This window comes from Collinsella tanakaei, assembly GCF_021531055.1.
In the GTDB taxonomy this organism is placed as follows: Bacteria; Actinomycetota; Coriobacteriia; order Coriobacteriales; family Coriobacteriaceae; genus Collinsella; species Collinsella tanakaei_B.
Map to the genome: position 1 here is coordinate 180,812 of NZ_JADYTL010000002.1, position 18,822 is coordinate 199,633.

At 68.0% G+C, this 18,822-nt stretch carries 13 protein-coding genes; 4 read left to right on the top strand and 9 right to left on the bottom strand.

Annotated elements, in window-relative coordinates; translation table 11 throughout:
• Positions 1-95 precede the first annotated feature (95 nt).
• From I6E04_RS02960 to I6E04_RS02975, 4 genes are all read right to left on the bottom strand, one after another.
• Positions 96-3,743 carry a UvrD-helicase domain-containing protein gene (locus I6E04_RS02960; RefSeq protein WP_235421683.1) on the bottom strand — a complete coding sequence of 1,216 codons (3,648 nt, stop codon included), beginning with the start codon at positions 3,741-3,743 and terminating at the stop codon, positions 96-98.
• A gap of 5 nt (positions 3,744-3,748) precedes the next feature.
• Positions 3,749-6,718, bottom strand: a complete 2,970-nt coding sequence (locus I6E04_RS02965) for a PD-(D/E)XK nuclease family protein (protein ID WP_235421684.1) — start codon at positions 6,716-6,718, stop codon at positions 3,749-3,751.
• A gap of 220 nt (positions 6,719-6,938) precedes the next feature.
• Positions 6,939-7,250, bottom strand: a complete 312-nt coding sequence (locus tag I6E04_RS02970; protein WP_235421685.1) for a YerC/YecD family TrpR-related protein — start codon at positions 7,248-7,250, stop codon at positions 6,939-6,941.
• A 201-nt stretch (positions 7,251-7,451) separates the two neighbouring features.
• Positions 7,452-8,534 (bottom strand): FAD:protein FMN transferase, encoded by a 1,083-nt coding sequence (locus I6E04_RS02975; RefSeq protein WP_235421686.1) that lies wholly within the window; start codon positions 8,532-8,534, stop codon positions 7,452-7,454.
• A gap of 83 nt (positions 8,535-8,617) precedes the next feature.
• On the opposite strand from I6E04_RS02975, the gene I6E04_RS02980 reads away from it, so the two are divergent.
• Positions 8,618-8,989 carry a phage holin family protein gene (locus tag I6E04_RS02980; RefSeq protein ID WP_235421687.1) on the top strand — a complete coding sequence of 124 codons (372 nt, stop codon included), beginning with the start codon at positions 8,618-8,620 and terminating at the stop codon, positions 8,987-8,989.
• A gap of 65 nt (positions 8,990-9,054) precedes the next feature.
• Here I6E04_RS02980 and I6E04_RS02985 read toward each other — a convergent pair whose 3' ends face one another.
• Positions 9,055-9,480 carry an RrF2 family transcriptional regulator gene (locus I6E04_RS02985; RefSeq protein ID WP_235421688.1) on the bottom strand — a complete coding sequence of 142 codons (426 nt, stop codon included), beginning with the start codon at positions 9,478-9,480 and terminating at the stop codon, positions 9,055-9,057.
• 199 nt (positions 9,481-9,679) lie between these two features.
• Here I6E04_RS02985 and cysK point away from each other — a divergent pair, with 199 nt between their 5' ends.
• Together cysK and mnmA are read left to right on the top strand one after the other, a co-directional pair.
• Positions 9,680-10,618 carry a cysteine synthase A gene (gene cysK, locus I6E04_RS02990; protein WP_235421689.1) on the top strand — a complete coding sequence of 313 codons (939 nt, stop codon included), beginning with the start codon at positions 9,680-9,682 and terminating at the stop codon, positions 10,616-10,618.
• A 7-nt stretch (positions 10,619-10,625) separates the two neighbouring features.
• Entirely contained in the window at positions 10,626-11,762 is a 1,137-nt protein-coding gene (gene mnmA, locus I6E04_RS02995; protein ID WP_235421690.1) for a tRNA 2-thiouridine(34) synthase MnmA, read from the top strand.
• A gap of 137 nt (positions 11,763-11,899) precedes the next feature.
• Here mnmA and fucO read toward each other — a convergent pair whose 3' ends face one another.
• The 3 genes from fucO to I6E04_RS03010 all read right to left on the bottom strand — a co-directional run bounded on the left by fucO (position 11,900) and on the right by I6E04_RS03010 (position 15,234).
• Positions 11,900-13,060: a lactaldehyde reductase gene (fucO, locus tag I6E04_RS03000; protein ID WP_235421691.1), complete on the bottom strand. Its 1,161-nt coding sequence runs from the start codon at positions 13,058-13,060 to the stop codon at positions 11,900-11,902.
• A 297-nt stretch (positions 13,061-13,357) separates the two neighbouring features.
• A complete protein-coding gene (locus tag I6E04_RS03005) occupies positions 13,358-13,684 on the bottom strand; it encodes an L-rhamnose mutarotase (protein ID WP_235421692.1) in 327 nt (108 codons plus the stop codon).
• Between the two features lie 152 nt (positions 13,685-13,836).
• The gene (locus I6E04_RS03010) at positions 13,837-15,234 is read right to left on the bottom strand and encodes a threonine/serine ThrE exporter family protein (RefSeq protein ID WP_235421693.1); all 1,398 of its coding nucleotides are present in this window, start codon (positions 15,232-15,234) and stop codon (positions 13,837-13,839) included.
• A gap of 257 nt (positions 15,235-15,491) precedes the next feature.
• Here I6E04_RS03010 and I6E04_RS03015 point away from each other — a divergent pair, with 257 nt between their 5' ends.
• A complete protein-coding gene (locus I6E04_RS03015; RefSeq protein WP_235421694.1) occupies positions 15,492-17,522 on the top strand; it encodes a YgiQ family radical SAM protein in 2,031 nt (676 codons plus the stop codon).
• A gap of 188 nt (positions 17,523-17,710) precedes the next feature.
• On the opposite strand, the gene I6E04_RS03020 is transcribed toward I6E04_RS03015, so the two are convergent.
• The gene (locus I6E04_RS03020; RefSeq protein ID WP_235421695.1) at positions 17,711-18,817 is read right to left on the bottom strand and encodes a CPBP family intramembrane glutamic endopeptidase; all 1,107 of its coding nucleotides are present in this window, start codon (positions 18,815-18,817) and stop codon (positions 17,711-17,713) included.
• Positions 18,818-18,822: the final 5 nt, after the last annotated feature.

Sequence of the window (18,822 nt, forward strand, 5' to 3'; positions counted from 1 at the left end):
ACCGGTCGCCGATATGCATATCGCGGGCAAGAACACGTACGGGACACATAGCGGTGCGGACACCGGTCACGCCGGCGCCCGCACCGCGGCGAGCCCTACAGATCGTAGGTCACGACCTGCGGTTGCGTCGGATCGTCCGCATCGGGGACCTCGACGCGGACGAACGCGAGCCGCACGTGCGCGTAGCCCGCCCGATGCAGCACATCTGCATACACGCGTGCTTGGAGCGCATGCTTGTCCTGCAGCTCCGACGGCGTCTCGTGCGCGCTGCCACCGGTCTTGTAGTCGATCACGAGCGCGCGATCCGGATGTACGGGATCGGTCGCCAAGGCATCGATGGCGCCCTCGGCGAACCGCCCGAACCGCTCGCGGATCCGCGCCTCGTCGATTCCGAGCGAGTAGAACGGGACCTCGGCGCGGACCTGGGGCCATGTGCGCAACTCCCGACGGACCCGCGACGCCTCCCAGCGGTCGAGCGCCGTCTCGAGACGCGCGCGCTGCGCCGCGCTCACCTGCCAATAGCGCGCGAGCGCGTCGATACGCTCGACGGGGACATGCTCGAAGCCCGTCTCGATCAGCCACTGCGCGGCCGCATGGAACGCCGAACCGAGCGCGGTCGGATCGTCCTGCGGACCCGGCGCGGCATCGACGGCATCCGCGGGCACGTCCGCCTGCCCCGTCGCCTCGATCAGCTCGACGATCTCGCCGGCAGGCGCCGGTTCCCCGTCGGCACGGGCGGTATCGGGCGACGCCGTCGCGCCGATACGCTGCTCCTCGGGTGCCGTGACGGCAGCCTCCCCGCCCCCTCGGTCCTCGGCTTCGGCGTGCAGCTCCTTGGCGATGGACGAGTAGCTGTACGACGCGCGCGGCGGACGGGCGGCGGGTACGGCACGACACGCAAGCTGTTCGGGGTAGACGAGCGTGAAACTGTCCGCCTCCTCGTCCCGAACCGCATCGTCGCGCCCATCGACGGGCGCGCACGCCCCCTCGTCGCCTTCGTCCGCGGATACGGTCGCCTGATAGTCCTCACCGCCGTAGACGAAGTCGCGCAGGGCGATCAACTCGAAGTCGCCCTCGCGGGAGTCGTCGAACACGAGACGTCCGGCATCGAGCGGATGCGCGCCCTCGGGCAGGATGCGCGCGAGCACCGGACCGGTGAGGTCGTGCTCGTCGTCGAGCGTGAGCTCGGGTACCTCCCCCCTGCCCACCTTCGCGTCCATGGCCAGGATCAACAGCTCCTTCGCACGGGTCATGGCCACGTAGAGCAAACGGGCGCGCTCCTCGAGCTCGCGCTGCTCGGCCTCGGTGCGCATGGCGATGAAGGCCTCGGCGGCCGACCCGGTCGCGCATACCTCGTCGAACGCCTCGGGCGTCAGCCATTCCCCGTACAGTTTGCGGAACCGCTCCTCGACCTTCACCTCGGCGATGCGGACGCCGTCGGCGCGCACCGTGCCGGAAAAACGGGCTGGGACGAGCGCCGCCTCGACGGCGCCGGGAACGCGGCGCGTCTGCATGCGGTCGCCGTTGCGCTTGGTCGAGAAGCAGTCCGCGACCGCGACGATCGGGAACTCGAGACCCTTCGAGGCATGCACCGTCATGATGCGCACCGCGCCGCCCCCCTCCTCGTTGAGGGCGCCGGGCGCCTGTTTGGACGCGAGGGCGGCATCGAAGGCGCAGGCGACGGCACGCGGCCCTTCGCCCACCTTCGCCTGGGCCTCCTCGACCATGTCGAGCGCCTTCAGGACGTTCGCCGCGACGGCGCGCCCCTCCGGTCCCTGCGCGGCGAGGCGCACCATCCAGCCCGACGCGCGCACCACCTCACGCGCGATGTCGGACGGACGGTCGCGGCCGACACGCGCGAGTGCGACGCGCAGGACGTCGCGCGCCCGCTTGAGCAGCGGCAGGTCGTCGAGACCGGGTGCATCGCCATCGCTCATGAGGCCGGCGTCGGCGTTGCGCCGGCGCGTCTCGCCCGTCGCGGCGTCGAACGCCGTGCATAGCGCCAGGAACTCCTCGGCGCCCAAGGCGAACATGGGAGATGCCAGAAGGGGTACGAGCCCGGGCGTCGTGTCGGCCGGATCGGCGAGCGTCCACATGAGCGCGCGCACGCTCGCGACCTCCGCCGTCGACGAGAACACCGAGCCGCCCGCGATGACGCAATCGAGCCCCTCGGCGCGGATGGCGTCGGCGTAGATACCCGAATGCGTCATGCCGCCGAGCAGCAGCACCATGTCGCCCACGGGCTGTCCCGCATCGGCGAGGGCGCGGAACCGCGCGGCGATGGCAGCCGCCTTGGCCTCGGCGCGCTCCTGGGAGGTACCGCCCGCCACGAGCAGCGCCTGGCGACGCGAGGCCGCGGTGGCGACGAGCGTGTCGGTGCGCCCCTCGTTGGGCTCGAGATCCAAAAAGCCCCGCATGAGCCCGCCGTGCTCGCCGTCGAAGATGCGGGCGACGTAGGCGAGGATATCCGCATGGCTGCGGAAGTTGCGCACCAGCCGCACGACCGACCCGGCGTCGGGGCGCGCGGCATCGTCCCGCCCGTCCGCGATCAGCCGCTCCTGACGGCGGAACACCTCGACCTCGGCACCGCGGAAGCGGTAGATCGACTGCTGCGCATCGCCCACCGTGCACAGGCGACGTCCGCCGTCCGTCAGGTACCCGATCAGATCGACCTGCTGCTGATCGGTGTCCTGGAACTCGTCGATCATCACCATGCGGAACCGGTCGGCGTACGCGGCGCGGATATCGGCTCGGTCACGCAACGCCGTATAGGCGAGACGCAACAAATCGTTATTATCGAGCACGGAGGCCTGAAGCTTGAGGGCGCGGTACTCGCGCTCCACGGCGCGGGCAAGTGCGAGCAGCGCGTCGAGCGCGTCGCGCCCGCAGGCGAGATAGGCGTTGACGAATGTGTCGGCGACATCGGCGCGCAGCAAGTCGAGCTGCTCTTTGGGCAGCGCCTTGCTCGGCCGGGGAATCTCGCAGCTCATCATGCAGCGCGTCAGGTCGGCGAGGGTGCGCCCACTCGCGGCGTAGGCGTCGATCGCCGCAAGCGCATCCCGGCCGATCTGGGCCGCCTTGGGACTTGCGTCCAAGCAGGCGCGATACGCGTCGGCGAGCGATTCGACCCGGTCCTCGCCGTGCGCGAGCCGCACGTCGTCCATGCCGTTCGGCAGGCTGCACGAAAGCTCCAACAGACGCCTGACGAAGCCCTGCACGCTTCCGGTCCCCTCGCGCGCCGCCGGGCCGCCCTCGCTTTTGAGCGGATACCACGCCAGCAAGTCCGCGAGCCGATAGCCGCCTTCGATCGCGCCCGTCTCCTCGGCATGCGCGATCGCGCGGTCGACGGCCTGCTCGATCAGCTCACCGGTGTCCTCCAGGATGCCGAATTCGGGGTCGAGCCCGAGCTCCAACGCATGCGCACGCAGGATGCGGGCGCACATGCCGTGGATGGTCGAGATCCACGCGTCGTCGACGGCGAGCGCCTCGCGATCCATGCCGGCGTCGATGAGCGCCGCGCGGACACGTTCGCGGATCTCGGCGGCGGCGTCCTTGGTGAACGTGATGGCGAGCACCTGGTCGAGATGCTCGATGAACGGCCCCGATTCGGGCGAGAGGGCCCATAGGATGCGACGGGTGAGCGTGAAGGTCTTGCCCGAGCCCGCCCCCGCGGACACGAACAGCGGTCGGTCGAGCGTGGTGACGATCTCGCGCTGCTGCAGCATCAACGTGGATAGGTCCATGATCCTCACGCGTCCCTTCGAACGAAGCCGAGCGGATGGTTGTGCACGCAGCTCGGCTGTACCTCGGATGCCGCCGTGACGCAGCCGGCCGCAAGCTCCTCCAAGCGGATGCCGACTTCGCGCTCCACCCGATCGAGAAGCTCGTCGAACGCCATGGTCCCCCCGGCGTCGGCCGCGGGGAACCCGTCGCGCAGCCCGGGGACGCGCCCGTCGCCGGGGACCTCCTCGGCGAGCTCCTCCGAGACGGCTCCGCGCATGGCGACCTTGCCCTTGGTGGCGAAGTACACCGCCCCGCGCACGTCCAGGTCGAGCGCGCGCCTGAGCGCCTGGGCGTAGATCAGCGTCTGCGTGTGCTCGGGCAGCCAACGGGGGTCGTCGGCCGGTGCGACGCCCGTCTTCTTGTCGGGCGCCGTCGGGTCCTTGAGCCGAAACGGCGTGACGTCGGAGCGGTGCTTGTAGTCGATGACCACCGCATGCCCCTCGGCGTCGACGTCCACGCGGTCGATCCTGCCGCCGAGCGGCCAACCCGCGTACGTGACGCCCAAGCCGTTGAACGAGTACTCGAGATAGGCCGGCGCGTACGCGGCAAGCGCATCGGCCTCGTAGCGCACGACCTTTTCCAGCTGGGGCAAGATCTCGTCGACCTGCTTTTTCTGCGCGACCGACAGCGGCACGAGCGGCGCCGACGAGGAGGTCTTGCCGCGTGCGTGCTCGGCGGCGACCTCGGCGAACACGTCGTGCAGCAGCGTCAGCGAGGCGTCGAGGTTCTCGGGTGTCACGCGCGCGGAGCCGTCTTCGAGGAGGCGCTCGTGGAAGCGGTCCATGACGTCATGGACGAAGTTGCCCTTCTCCATGTTGGTGAAGCCGGCGTCGATGACGGAGGGGCGCAGACGGGACGACACGAACCAGCACAGCGGACAGGCGGAGTAGGTCTCGATCTGGGATGCCGAGAATTGGCGCGGCACCGGGTGGCCGTCGGTGTCGACCCGCGTGAGCACGAGGTAGCGCGTCGCCTGCGGCGAAAGCTGCCGGGGCGGCAGGCACGACACGCGCTCGAGGCGCGCGGTACGCCCGTCGGCGGCATCGAAATCGCCCGCAACGTCCTCCTCGCCCACCCGACGCACGTGGGCGCCATCGCCCACCGCCGCGCGCAGCTCGGTCCAGATGGCCGCCGGATAGCGGTCCTTCGCCTGGCGATCGTGCGTCACGCGCGCCAAGATACGCGCACCGCGTGCCGCCGCAAGGGCGCGGTACGTCAGATCGCGCAGGCAGGCGGCAGGCTCGAGCTCGAGGGCACGGGCGTCCAGGCGCGTCGCGAGGGTCGTGCGGGCGCTCTCCTCGTGCGACAGCGGATAGCTCGCCACGTCGACATCGGCGAACAGCAGCGCGTCGACCGAATCGGCTTCAAGACAGGCGGCGTCGGCGAGCGTCATGAACGCCACCTCGCCGGCGGGCTCGGCATCGGCGGAACCTTCCACCTCGATGCGCTCGCGCGAGACGACGCACAGTCCGTCAAGCACGCGGCACGCGACCGCCTGGCCCACACGCAGGGCGTGCGCGTCGTCGGCGACCACCTGCAGGGCGCGCTCGGCCATGGCACGTTCGACGGCGATGCGGCACGGGCCGTCACGCGACCCGAACGCCTGCGCAGGCAGCTTCTCGATCGCGGCGCAGATGGTCTTGAACGCCGATACCGGACGGTCCTGCCAGAGGAACTGAACGACGTCGGAGCAGATGGCCGGAACCGAGGCGAAGGGATGGTCGGCGGGAAGCTTGCGGCGGGCGGCGGCGACGCGCGACTGCACGCTTTGCAGCTCGCGTAGCACGCCCTCGACGCCCAGTGCCCGCGAGGAGCGGATCTTCTTGTCGAATCGTCGGGCGGTCGGGATGTCGATGCCCGACAGGGGCGAGTAGAGCCAATCGGAGAGCTCCGGGGCGGGCCACCACTCGGCCGCGCTGCCGGAACCGTCGAGATCGGCCTTCATGCGCCCGACCAGGTCCCGCAGCGCCGTGAACTGTCGGCCCACCGCCGTTCTCTCGAACCGCACGAACCGTGTGACCTCGGAGGCGATGCCCCGGGATGCGAGCCATGGCGCGAGCCGGTCGGCGAGTTCGGCGGGGCGCGCGGACACGACGACCGCGTGGCGACCCGGGGTGCCGACAAGGCGCGTGAGTTCCTCGGCGTAGGCGCGATCGCGGGCATGCGGCCCCGCGACCTCCAAAAAGCCGATCTCGGGTACACGGGCGATGCGCTCGGGCGCATCCTCACAGACGACCTCGCAGCCGGCGGAACCGAAGGCGCGGGCGAGCGAGGCCGCCCACACGCCCTGCTCGCCGCGCAGCAGCACGGAAACCTCGCCGATACGCGCCACGACGGATAGCAGGCGGGCCAGATAGGCGGGCACCTCGGTCACATCCCGCAGCACCACGCAGCCGGCCGCGGCGATCGGCGTGCGGTCGAGCGCGGATGCGAGACGGACCGCGGCGTCGGAGGCCTCGATCAACGCGCGGGACGCGAGCGCATCCCGATAGCGGGCAAGCAGGTCGAGCACCACGGCCTCGGCGGGACCGCCGGCGCCACCTTCCGCCGACGCGTCGGCGAAGGGCAGCAGGTCGCGCGCGATCGTGGCGAGCAGACGCACGGTGCCGGGGTTCGCGCGCAGTGGGGCGAGTTCGGACTCCACACGGGCATACAGGATGTCGGCCATGAGCAGCTGGCGTTGGATGCCCGTACACGGATGCTCGCCGCCTCCGAGCAGCTCCCACAGGTTCCCGATCCAGTCGCGCACCGTCGTGACGTCGACGCCCAGGCCGCAACCGGCCTCGGCGAGCGCGGTACGGACCACATCGCGCTCGCCGATGGACGGCACGAGCAGCGTGCACCGCCCGTACCGGGCGACAGCCTGGGCGATGAGCTCTACCTCCGCATCGTCGGGCCGCGTACCGGCCTGCGTGCCTATGATCCGTACTGCCATGGTCCTCCCGCGCTTTCCGTCGGCGGCGTTGTGCTGACACTATCCTACACGCCCGCATGGACATGATGACGAGACGGCACCGGGCCCATCGGCATCGGGCGCGACCCCTCGCATCCGACGGGGATGGATCCGGCGCCACCCGTTACCTCGACATCGCAAAAAACGTCCCCGACCCGCAGGCATGCGGACCGGGGACGGACGGGTACATCGATGCGGGCCATCAGGCGCGGCCGCGCTCCTGGTCCTCGAGCTTGATCAGGACGCGACGGTAACCGCCGTGCTCCCCGTTGAGCGCCTTGGATACACGACTCACCGTCGTCGACGATGCACCGGTGCGCGCCTGGACCTCGACGTACGGCTCGCCCTCGTCCAGGTACCGGGCGACCTGCAGGCGCTGCCCGAAATCGCAGACCTCACGCGGCGTGCACAGGTCGGTGAGGAACGAACGGACATCGTCTTCGGTCTCGAGCAGCAGCACAGCTCGGACGAGCTGCTGCACGTCCGGACGCTCGAACATCTTCTCGATATTCATAAGACACCGCCAAATCTACCTATAACAAGCCGAATTGATACCAAGAATGAGATTCAAATGCGGATAATATTCAACACCCTCGAATGAACACCCACGTGATGCAGTGTAACACACCACTTTGCTAAAGTGCCGATGCACCCGGCCAACGGATGCAACGTCCATCGAACGTACCCACCTCGCCTGCGAGCCGTCGGCCTCGCCTCAGCGCCCGATCACCCGGATACGGCCGTCGAGCCCCGACGTCCACGCCACCCGATCCGCATCGTCGACGATGACGGCATCGACGCCGTCGAGCGCCTCCACGAACGCCAGGGCCCCCGCCGCCCCCAGCATCACCGCCGTCGTCGAGTATCCGTCGCAATCCAGCGAGCGTGCCGCCACGATCGTCGCGCTCACCACGTCGGTCGCGGCGGGCATGCCGGTCGTCGGATCGAGGATATGGTGATAGGTCGTACCTCCGCGGATAAAGCACCGTTCGTGCAGCCCGCTCGTGACGACCGACCCGTCGACCACGTCGACGACCGCGCGATGCCGTGCGCGACCGAACGGGTCGCGGATGCCCACACGCCACGGCGAGCCGGTTGGCGGAACCGGCCCTGCAGCCGCCTGCGCGACGCTTTTCGCAGCACAGGCGGAATCCGGGCGCCCGCCGCGGACGAGCACGTTGCCGCCCAGGTTCAAGGCGAAGCGCCCGATACCGTGCGCCGTCATGATCTTCGCCAGGTCGTCGGCGATATAGCCCTTGGCGATGCCGCCGACGTCGAGGATGGTCGCCGGATCGGCTATGGCGAGCGTCGGCGCCCCGTGCGCATCGTATCCCAGCTGCACAAGACGGTAGTCCACATGGCAAAGCGCCTGGGCCAGAGCGCGCGACGACGGGATGCGACCGGCATGGAAGTCCCAAAGCGACGTCACGGTACCCATCGTGATGTCGAAGCGCCCGTCGCTGCGCTCGCAGTACCCGAAAGCCAGCTCGAGCAGCTCCGCCGTCTCGAGTGCGACCGCGATCGGCTCGGGCGATGCCGCGTGCGCACGTGCGATGTCGGAATCCGGCCTGGTTCGCGAGAGCCTGCGCTCGAACCACACGCAGCGCTCCCAGCACGCCTCGAGGGCGGTATCCAGGCGCATCCGGACCGATGGCGAGGTCGCCGCCTCGCCGTCGTCGGGGTAGGCATGCAGGCGCACCTCGGTATCGAACGCCGCGAACGTCACGGCACGCCCGCCGCCCTCATCGAGAAACGCCGCGCGCGTTCTGGGTTTTCCGTGTTCGCGACCGCTTCGCACAAAACGCCCTTCCCTATGGCACAATCATCACACCCATGATAGCGTCGATCCATCCGACGCCCACCCGACGAAAGGCGGCGCACATGCGCTTCATCCTCAACTGGCTGCTCATCTCGATCGCCATCTCCGTGGCGGCCTATATCGTGCCCGGCATCGAGCCGTACGGACCCGCCGACCCATGGCTGTGCTTCGCGTTCGTCGGGCTGTTCCTGGGCTTGGTGAACTCCCTCGTCAAGCCGGTGATCACCGTCATCTCGCTGCCGGTGACGATCCTCACGCTCGGTATCTTCCAGCTCGTCGTCAACAGCCTCATGCTCGAGCTCGCCAGCTGGTTCTCGCTGAACCTGCTCGGCGCGGGCATCGTCATCAACGGGTTCGGGGCTGCGTTTTTCGGCGCCATCGTCATCAGCATCGTGAGCGCCATCTTGAACGTCGCCACGGCCGACGCCCGATAGCGCGAACCGCCGCGAAGGGCCACGGACGCACCGTCCCGCGCGGACGCGGTTGCGCTACGGCTGCGTTAGAGGCAGTCGATGCCGCGCGGCGACGCCGCGAGGTCGGCGATGGAGATCCCGTCGAGATACGCCGCGATCATACGGTCGAGCTCCGACCACATGTGGATCGTCGGGCAGTCCCGAGCGCGCTCGCATCCCGTCTTGCCGCCTTCGAGGCACGAGACCGGTGCCAAACCGCCCTCCGTCAGGCGCAGGATCTCGCCGACGGTATAGCGCTCGGCGGGACGCGTGAGCCGGTAGCCGCCACCCTTGCCGCGCATGCCCGACAGCATGCCGTTGCGCACGAGCGCCGACAGGATGTTCTCGAGGTACTTCTCGGAGACCCCTTGGCGGGCGGCGATCTCCTTCAGGGGCACGCGGCCATCCTCCTGATGTTCCGCCAAATCGACCATCACGCGAAGCGCGTATCGTCCCTTCGTCGAAACCAGCATGGCTCTCCCCCTCCCAAACGTCCGTACAGCAGCAGGATACCAAAGAGTTGACATAAAGCCGACGTCGGAATAGCGAGGAACCGAGGGGTCGTTTTATTTACAGAACCCTCCCGAACGGACCATCCCCGCCCGAGCGCCCGATACGGGGTATACCGATATACTGGAACCAACGATACGTCCGTCCGGATAAGGAGCGTCCATGGAGCGCATTCGCACATCCGTCGACCAGCTGATCGGCCACACCCCCCTGCTCGAGCTCACCGGCATCGAGCGCGACCTTGGCCTCGGCGCCCGCGTCGTCGCTAAACTCGAGTACTTCAACCCAGCGGGCTCCGCCAAAGATCGCGTCGCCCGGCGCATCCTCGACGACGCCGAAGCGGCGGGTACCATCCGTCCGCATGCGGGGTGCACGATCATCGAGCCCACAAGCGGCAACACCGGCATCGGGCTCGCCGCCCTGGCCGCCGCCCGCGGCTACCGCCTCATCATCACCATGCCGGATTCCATGAGCCCCGAGCGCCGCAAGCTCATGGAGGGCTACGGCGCCGAGGTCATCCTCACGCCCGGTGCGCAGGGCATGGCGGGCGCCATCCGTCGCGCCGAGGAGCTCTCGCGCGAGATCGACGGCAGCATCATCGCCGGCCAGTTCACCAATCCCGCGAACCCCGCCGCCCACGAGGCGACGACCGGCCCGGAGATCTGGGAGGACACCGACGGGGGCGTCGACGTCTTCGTCGCGGGCGCCGGCACGGGCGGCACGATCACCGGCGTCGGGCATTACCTGCGCTCCAAGCGCCCCGACGTGCGTATCGTCGCCGTCGAGCCCGCCGGCTCGCCGGTGCTGTCGGGCGGTGAGGCCGGACCGCACGGCCTGCAGGGTATCGGCGCCGGTTTCATCCCCGAGGTGCTCGACACCGACGTGTACGACGAGGTCGTCCCCGTGACGGACGAGGACGCGCTCGCCTGCGCCCGCCTGATCGCCCGCACCGAGGGCGTGCTGGTGGGCATCTCGTCGGGCGCCGCCGCATGGGCCGCGATCGAGCTTGCCAAGGACCCGGCATACGCCGGCAAGACGATCGTCGTGCTGCTGCCCGATACCGGCGAGCGCTACCTGTCGAGCGCTCTGTTCGCCGAGTAGGCGCGACGTGACGACGGCAAAGCGGGCGCTCGTCGCCATGAGCGGCGGCGTCGATTCGAGCGTGACGGCCTATCTGCTCAAGCAGCAGGGCTACGACTGCATCGGCGCCACGATGCTGCTGCACGACGGCCCGGCGGGAACGGACGGTGCCGGCGCCTGCGGCTCGTCGCGCGACGCCGACGACGCCGCGAGCGTGGCGCGTGCGCTCGGGTTCCCCCACCACGTCCTCGACCTGCGCGAGACGTTCGCGCGCTGCGTGGTGGATAAGTTCGTGCGCACCTACGAGGCGGGCCGCACTCCCAACCCCTGCTGCGACTGCAACCGCTACCTCAAGTTCGGCGCGCTGCTCGACCACGCCCGGGAACTCGGGTGCGACGTCGTGGCGACCGGCCACTACGCGCAGGTCGCGCCTCCCGCGCAACCGGACGGGGCATGGCGGCTCACCAAGGGGATCGACGCCGCCAAGGAGCAAAGCTACGTGCTCTACGCGCTCACCCAGCGGCAGCTGGCGCATGTGGTGCTGCCGCTCGGCGCCCTCACCAAAGATCGTGACGTGCGCCGCATCGCGCGTGAGCAGGGCTTCGTCAGCGCCGAGAAGCCCGACAGCCAGGGGATCTGCTTCGTGCCGGACAACGACTTCGCCTCGTTCATCGAGGGCCGCCGCGGAAGCGCCCTGCCGGAAGGCGACATCCTCGACACGCACGGCGCCGTGCTCGGACGTCACCGGGGTGCGCTGCGCTACACCATCGGCCAGCGCAAGGGCCTGGGCGTCGCCGCCGCGCACCCGCTCTACGTATGCGGCATCGACGTCGAACGCAACACGGTGACCTTGGGTGATGTCGACGACCTGATGGCGGGCGAGCTTATGGCCGACGATTGGATCTGGAGCGCTCCGGCGCCCGCGATGGAGCGGCGCCTGCGCGATGCCGGGAAGACCGGGATCGCCGTCGCGGCCAAGATCCGCTACCACCAGCCCGACCAGGCCGCGCGCATGGCGCTCGTCGATCCCGATGCGGGGACCAGCGGCGGCATACGCGTGCGCTTCGAGACGCCCCAGCGCGGCATCGCCCCCGGCCAGGCCGTCGTCGTCTACGACGGCGACACGGTCCTCGGCGGCGGCACCGTCCGCAACGCACGGATGTAACAAAACCCCTGGGGTTTTCTTACATCGCCCCACTCGTGTAACAAAACCCCTGGGGTTTTATTACATCCAGCATGAACGAAAAGGGCGACCCGCCCGATCGGCAGGTCGCCCCATGCAACGGAACCGCTGAGGTCACGCTACTTCATGATCTTGCGGAACAGCTCCACGACGGTGGCGTGATCGGCGTCGCGCGGGTTGCCCGGGTAGCAGGCGTCGGCCAGCGCGTCGTCGGCGATCTGGTCGAGCTCGTCGGCGGTGATGGCCTCGCACACCGTGGGGATGTCCACGTCGACGGACAGCTGACGCACCGCGGCGATGGCGGCGTCGGCGGCCTCATCGGTCGTCATACCGGTGGTGTCCACGCCCATGGCGACGGCAACGTCGGCCAGGCGCTCGGCCACGACGGGCTTGTTGAACTCCATGGCGATCGGCAGCAGCATGGCGCAGGCCACACCGTGCGGGGTGTCGTAGTGGGCGGACAGGGTGTGCGCCATGGCGTGGTCGATGCCCAGACCGACGTTGGAGAAGCCCATGCCGGCGATGTACTGGGCGAGTGCCATGCCCTCGCGGCCGCTTCCGGGCTGACCGCTCTTGGCCTCGGCGACGGCGTCGCGCAGGTTCTTGGCGATGAGCTCGATGGCCTTGAGGTGGAACATGTCGGTGAGCTCCCAGGCGCCGCGGGTGGTGTAGCCCTCGATGGCGTGGGTCAGCGCGTCCATACCGGTCGACGCGGTGAGGCCGGCGGGCATGGTACCCATCATCTCGGGGTCGACGACGGCGACCTCGGGGGCGTCGTTGGTGTCGACGCACACGAACTTACGGACCTTCTCGACGTCGGTGATGACGTAGTTGATGGTGACCTCGGCCGCGGTGCCGGCGGTGGTGGGCACGGCGATGGTGAACACGGCGTGGTTCTTGGTGGGAGCGACGCCCTCGAGCGAGCGAACGTCGGCGAACTCGGGGTTGTTGATGATGATGCCGATGGCCTTGGCGGTGTCCATGGCCGAGCCGCCACCGATGGTCACGATGGAATCGGCCTCCGCGGCCTTGAATGCCTCGACGCCGTCCTGGACGTTCTTGATCGTGGGGTTGGGCTTGATCTCGGAGTACATGCTCCACGCGATGCCGGCCTCGTCGAGCAGATCGGTGACCTTGGCGGCGACACCGAACTTGACCAGGTCGGGGTCGGTGCAGACGAAGACCTTCTTGTAGCCGCGACGGGTGATCTCGCCGGGGATCTCCTTGATGGCGCCGGCGCCATGATAGGAGATGGTGTTGAGAACGATTCGATTGGCCATAGCCGCCTCCTTTTCTGAGCGGGACCGTGCGCCCCGCGCATATCGACGCGCCACGCGGGCGCATCGTATCTAACCGAATTGCATTATATGGATTTGACACCCGCCACCCGAAAGGCATCGACGAGCCGGGTTCAATCCTGCAAAAACGTTTTATCGAATCCGCGAACGGTCGAAATATGGTTACGAACGTGGTTCGCATATACGAACATATGGATATACGCCGCCTTCGCGGAGCCGGGGCGGCACCTGCCGGCTCGGTACTCCGTTAGTCGTCGGGCGCCACTTTGCGACACAAGCCTACTCGAGATGGTAGAGCTCCTCCATGAACTCCCAGTCGCCGTGCTCGCCGAAGGGCTTCATGTTCGGGCCGACCGCCGCCCACCACTCCTGCGTGCGGGGATCCGCCGCCATCTTGGCCATGTCGGCCTCGTAGTCGTCGCCGGTGTACTCGTAGTACGAGAACAGCAGACCGTCGTAGTAGTAAATCGAGTAATTCTGCAGGTTACAGGCCTTGATCATCTCGTTGACACCCTCGAAGGGCGCTGCGTGGTAGGCCTTGTACCGCTCGTAGCCCTCCTCACCGTTCGTACGCGAGATGGAACCGAAGCGTTGGATCTTGCCCATAGTGACCTCCTCGTCGACATACCTCGACTCTACCCCAGATGGCTTTCCGCAAACGTCGACGCATCGCCGAAGGCGCCCGATACGGCGACGCGCGGAATGCGACGCCGTGCGTTTCGCGCGTCGCCGGGCACGGCTTCGCCCGCACGGGCCTTCTAAGAGCAGTACCGCCAGTCCGGGTCGGTGAGCGCGCGGGCGAGCCCCAAACCCATCGGGAGGAACAGGATGATCATCACGGCGCGGATGATCCACTCCATGGCGTCGAGCGTCTGGAACACGCCCATGTAGTACACGGCGCGATACATGTAGAGGCCGGGCACCATGATCACGATAGAGGGCACCGTGATGGAGATGCGCGGGAACGACATCCTGCTCGCCACCACCGACGCCAGAAGACCGGCGCTCGTCGCGCCCACGAACGCCGCCGCCTCGGGAGGCATAGCCGCGAAATCGACCAGCGTCAGGCGCAGCGTGTTGGCGATAGCACCCACGACACCCGCCGTCGCCGCCATCTCGAGCGTCGAGTTGAACATCATGGAAAAGCCAAAGACGCCCACGAAGCTCGCGACGAGGCGCAACGCGAGCACGACCGCATCGGAAAGCCCCTGGTCGGTGAACTCATCGGGCGAAAGCTCGACCATCATCGCCACGAGCCATGCCACGAGCGTCGCCACGATGATCACGGCCACCGCGTACGCGAGACGCTCGAGGCCGGAGCGGAAGTCGAGCTTCGCGATGTCGAGCCCACTGGTGATGAGCGGGAAGCCGGGGATCACGAACAGCATGGCGCCGATGTAGCCCGCCTCATGCTCGAGCGCCCCGGGTATCGCAAGCGACAGCAGCGACAGACAGCCGAGATAGGCCAAGCAGGCGACCGCGACGGCGACCCCGATGCACACGAAGTGTGTGAGCCTGCGGTCGAGCATGATGCGGCGCACGAAGTTGCCGAGACCCGCCCCCACGAAGGCGCAGCCCATCTCGATGGGACCGCCGCCGAGCAAAAACACGAAGGCCGCGCACGCCGCGGCGGACGCCAAGCCGACCGCCCAAGGCGCGTAGTTGCCCGGCGTGTGCTCGATCTTGTCCATGCGGTCGTGGAACTCGCGCACGGTGAAGGTGTCGCCACGCGCCTGCACCTCGCGGGTGAACTGCTCCATGAGGCGAATGCGCTCGGTGTTGACGCCGGTGGTGTGCAGGGAGATCACCTCGGAGAAGCTCGTGTGCCCGTCGATGCAGGTGCACTCGATCGTGGTCAGGCTCACCGCCGCCGAGATGGTCACGCCCAGCACGTCGGCTATCTTGTTCATGCAATCGCGCACGCGCCAGCTGCCCGTACCGCCCGCGAGCAGCAACAGGCCCGCGCGGCAGATGATGGACGACTTGTCGTCGAGGTCGGCGTCGACGGCGAGCATGTCGTCGCAATCGGTCACCTCGTGCCAGGGCACCGCCATGTGGTTGCGATGCCGCACGCGGGCGCGATGCCCGTGCGGCACGTACGAATGGGAGAGCGCCTCCCGAATCCCCGAAACGACGTGGTTGTCATCAAGCGCCATGGGCAGAACCCCTCCCTGTCTCGCGCGTCCATCACCATATTACCTGACATGCGAAAACGCGAGGGTCGGTAACATGTCGAATAACCCCAGGGGTTTTTCTACACGTAAAATAACCCCAGGGGTTTTCTACATGCTTCCACATGCGCGTCCGTGTCGACGTGACGGAGGTACAGCCCGATTCGGTATACAGGCACCCGGGTGCGCGGCATCCGCGTATACTTGCACCGAAAGCACGACGACCCGCACAAGGAGACCCCATGGCAGACCGCTCGCAGTTCCTACCCGTCTCACGCGCCGATATGGATGCGCGCAGCTGGGATGCCTGCGATTTCGTCTACGTGTGCGGCGATGCCTACGTGGACCACCCCTCGTTCGGCATGGCGATCATCACCCGCGTGCTCGAGGCGCACGGCTATCGCGTGGGCGTCATCTGCCAGCCCGACTGGCGCGACCCGGCGAGCATCGCCGCGCTGGGCGAGCCGCGCCTGGGCTTCCTCGTGTCCGCGGGCAACATGGACTCCATGGTTAACCACTACTCCGTGACCAAGCACCGGCGTCGCACCGACGCCTACACCCCCGGCGGACGCGCGGGTGCACGCCCCAACCACGCGGCGGCGGTCTACGGCAATCTCATCCGCCGCACGTACAAGCACACCCCGATCATCCTCGGCGGCATCGAGGCGAGCCTTCGCCGCCTTGCGCATTACGACTACTGGTCCGACGGCCTCAAGCGCTCGATTCTGCTCGACAGCGGAGCCGACCTGCTCATCTACGGCATGGGAGAGCACGCGATCGTCGAAGTCGCCGACGCGCTCGACGGCGGCCTTCCCATCGATCAGATCACCTATGTGGCGGGCACCGCCTACCGCATGCGGGGCGGTGAGGAGGCGCTTGCCGAGGTATACGACTACGAGCTGCTGCCCTCGTGGGACGAACTCGTCGCCGACCGGCTCGCCTACGCCCGTAGCTTCGCCGTGCAGTACCGCAACATGGACCCCATCACGGGTGGCAGGCTCGTGGAGCCCTACCCACACGGCGTCTACGTGGTGCAAAACCCGCCGGCAGCCCCCTTGACGACCGAGAAGATGGACGCGGTCTACGAGCTCCCCTACGCGCGTGCGTGGCACCCCGATTACGACCAAGCGGGCGGCGTCCCGGCGTTTTCCGAGGTGAAGTTCTCCATCTCGTCCAACCGCGGCTGCTTCGGCGAGTGCTCGTTTTGCGCGCTGACGTTCCATCAGGGCCGCATGCTGCAGGTGCGCAGCCGCGAGAGTATCGTGCGCGAGGCCGAGGCGCTCACGCATGACCCCGACTTCAAGGGATATATCAACGACGTGGGCGGGCCCACGGCGAATTTCTTCCGCCCCGCCTGCGACAAGCAGCGCGAGCACGGCGTGTGCCAAAACCGCCGTTGCCTGTGGCCGACCGTATGCAAGAACATGGTGGTCGACGAGGACGGCTACGCCGACCTGCTGCGCGAACTTCGCGAGCTGCCCGGCGTCAAGAAGGTCTTCGTCCGCAGCGGCATCCGATTCGACTACGCGATGGCCGACCGCTCCGACAGGTTCCTGGAGGAGCTGGTGCGCCATCACGTGAGCGGACAGCTTCGTCTGGCGCCCGAGCACGTGAGCGACAAGGTGCTTGCCATCATGGGCAAGCCGAGCCGCGCGGTGTACGACGCGTTCTGCACGCGGTTCCGCGAGATCTCCGAGCGCTGCGGCCTCGAACAATACGTGGTGCCCTACCTGATCAGCAGCCATCCCGGCTCCACCCTCACCGAGGCGGTGGAGCTCGCCGAGGCCGTTCGCGACATGGGTTACATGCCCGAGCAGGTGCAGGATTTCTACCCCACCCCGTCGACGATGTCGACCTGCATGTACTACACCGGTGTGGACCCGCGCACCATGGAGCCCATCTACGTGGCGCGCGACCCGCACGAGAAGGCCATGCAGCGCGCGCTCATCCAGTACCGCAAACCCGAGAACTACAAACTCGTGCGCGAGGCGCTCGAACGCGCGGGCCGGCGCGACCTGATCGGCTACGACCGGCACTGCCTGATCCGTCCCGTCCCTCCGCGCAACGGCGCCGGCGACGGCAGACGCGGCAAGGGCGGCAAAGCTGCCGGCGGACGCGATGCGAAAGGGGCACCGGCGGAAAAGGGCGGCAAGGGCAAAGGCAAGGGCAAGGGCAAGGGGTCGACGGGCCGCGGCTCGCACGGCTCCGCGCCGCACGCGCGCAACCGCGCCGCACAGGGCCGCGAAGGCGCCCGGGGCGGACGCCGCCGCTAGCATATGGAGTTATGTCTGGGCTCTCTCACATGGTTTACGGTTCGGTTTTACCGGGATCCGGCGAGTAGCACGTAAAACAGCAAGCCCCGTACCTGCTGATTCTTTCGCCGAACGTCGCTCCTACTCGAAAGACGCCACTAAAACCGAACCGTAAACCCACCTTCGCCGCTTCGCCGCCGCATGAGAGGCTACATCTGACATTTTGCCACATCCGGGTGCGAGGCGAGCTGGAACAGCTGGATCCCGATGACGACCATCGAGACGGACGCCAGCACGGCAAAGGCGACGCCTCCCACCTCGAGCAGCGTCGACAACTCGTAGACGAAGTACGAGGAGAAGTTCACCGCCAGGTGCAGGCCGATGGAGTACACGAGCGCGCCCGTTCGCCACGCGATCCAACCCAGCACGACACCGAGCGCGAAGGCGTACAGTCCTTGAACGATGTTGAGGTGCAGGATGCCGAACAGCGCCGCCTGGATCAGGTTGGCGGCCCAAAAGCCCCGCGATGCCAACGGCGGCATCTTCGGCATCGGCGTGCCGGTGTACGCGCGCCAAGACCGGTCGCGCCAACGCGCCGCCCATTCGGGACACATCGCGCGAAGCGCGAATTCGAAGACCACGCCGCGGCAGGCGAGCTCCTCGGTCACCGGGGCGCCTACCGCCAAGATCAAAACCGACAGCATCGAGAACTCATTCGTGACCCCGTCGTTCATGATCTCGGAGTACTCGCTCTGCAGATCGGGGACAAGCGGCAGCAGGTACGACAGCGCATACCCGATCACCAGCTGAAAACCGATTCCCAGCAGCGCGATCGCCACCACGCGCAGCGCGACCGCCCGAGGCCCCCTCACCATGGTACCGCAGCGCTCCCTGATGAAGGAAACAGGCCGCAGGTGGAGCCACCAGGGCAAAAACACCGCAAGGCAGCCGAGCTGGGACGCGAGCATCGTCGGGCCGATGATGCCGCTGGCGATCGCATCCGCATCGCCGGACGGATCGAGGATGACGGCGAACACCGCCAGGACGACCGCCCCGACGATGGAGAACACACCCTGCGCGACGATGACGGCGGCAAAGGCCCCAAGCGCCGCCAATAGGTACCGAAACGCCTGGGCACCGACCGAGACCGGCTGGTCCGAGGGCCGCGGAGGCAGCGGCACCGGCGCGGGCACGGACGGCAGGGGCTCCGCAGCGGACAGCGGCGCCCCCGCGGACTGGGTCGGCTCAGGCTCGAGCGCGGGCTGCCGCACGGCGGCGCGTTGCGGCTCTCCGCATCCGGTGCAAGAAGCTTTCATATCCC

What these genes read in the sequence shown, in the direction of transcription:
- I6E04_RS03010 (WP_235421693.1), bottom strand. Translation starts at nt 15,234, where the DNA reads ATGGCGCTTGATGACAACCACGTCGTTTCGGGGATTCGGGAGGCGCTC.
- I6E04_RS03015 (WP_235421694.1), top strand. Translation starts at nt 15,492, where the DNA reads ATGGCAGACCGCTCGCAGTTCCTACCCGTCTCACGCGCCGATATGGAT.
- I6E04_RS02985 (WP_235421688.1), bottom strand. Translation starts at nt 9,480, where the DNA reads ATGCTGGTTTCGACGAAGGGACGATACGCGCTTCGCGTGATGGTCGAT.
- I6E04_RS03005 (WP_235421692.1), bottom strand. Translation starts at nt 13,684, where the DNA reads ATGGGCAAGATCCAACGCTTCGGTTCCATCTCGCGTACGAACGGTGAG.
- cysK (WP_235421689.1), top strand. Translation starts at nt 9,680, where the DNA reads ATGGAGCGCATTCGCACATCCGTCGACCAGCTGATCGGCCACACCCCC.
- I6E04_RS03020 (WP_235421695.1), bottom strand. Translation starts at nt 18,817, where the DNA reads ATGAAAGCTTCTTGCACCGGATGCGGAGAGCCGCAACGCGCCGCCGTG.
- I6E04_RS02980 (WP_235421687.1), top strand. Translation starts at nt 8,618, where the DNA reads ATGCGCTTCATCCTCAACTGGCTGCTCATCTCGATCGCCATCTCCGTG.
- I6E04_RS02970 (WP_235421685.1), bottom strand. Translation starts at nt 7,250, where the DNA reads ATGAATATCGAGAAGATGTTCGAGCGTCCGGACGTGCAGCAGCTCGTC.
- I6E04_RS02960 (WP_235421683.1), bottom strand. Translation starts at nt 3,743, where the DNA reads ATGGACCTATCCACGTTGATGCTGCAGCAGCGCGAGATCGTCACCACG.
- fucO (WP_235421691.1), bottom strand. Translation starts at nt 13,060, where the DNA reads ATGGCCAATCGAATCGTTCTCAACACCATCTCCTATCATGGCGCCGGC.
- I6E04_RS02965 (WP_235421684.1), bottom strand. Translation starts at nt 6,718, where the DNA reads ATGGCAGTACGGATCATAGGCACGCAGGCCGGTACGCGGCCCGACGAT.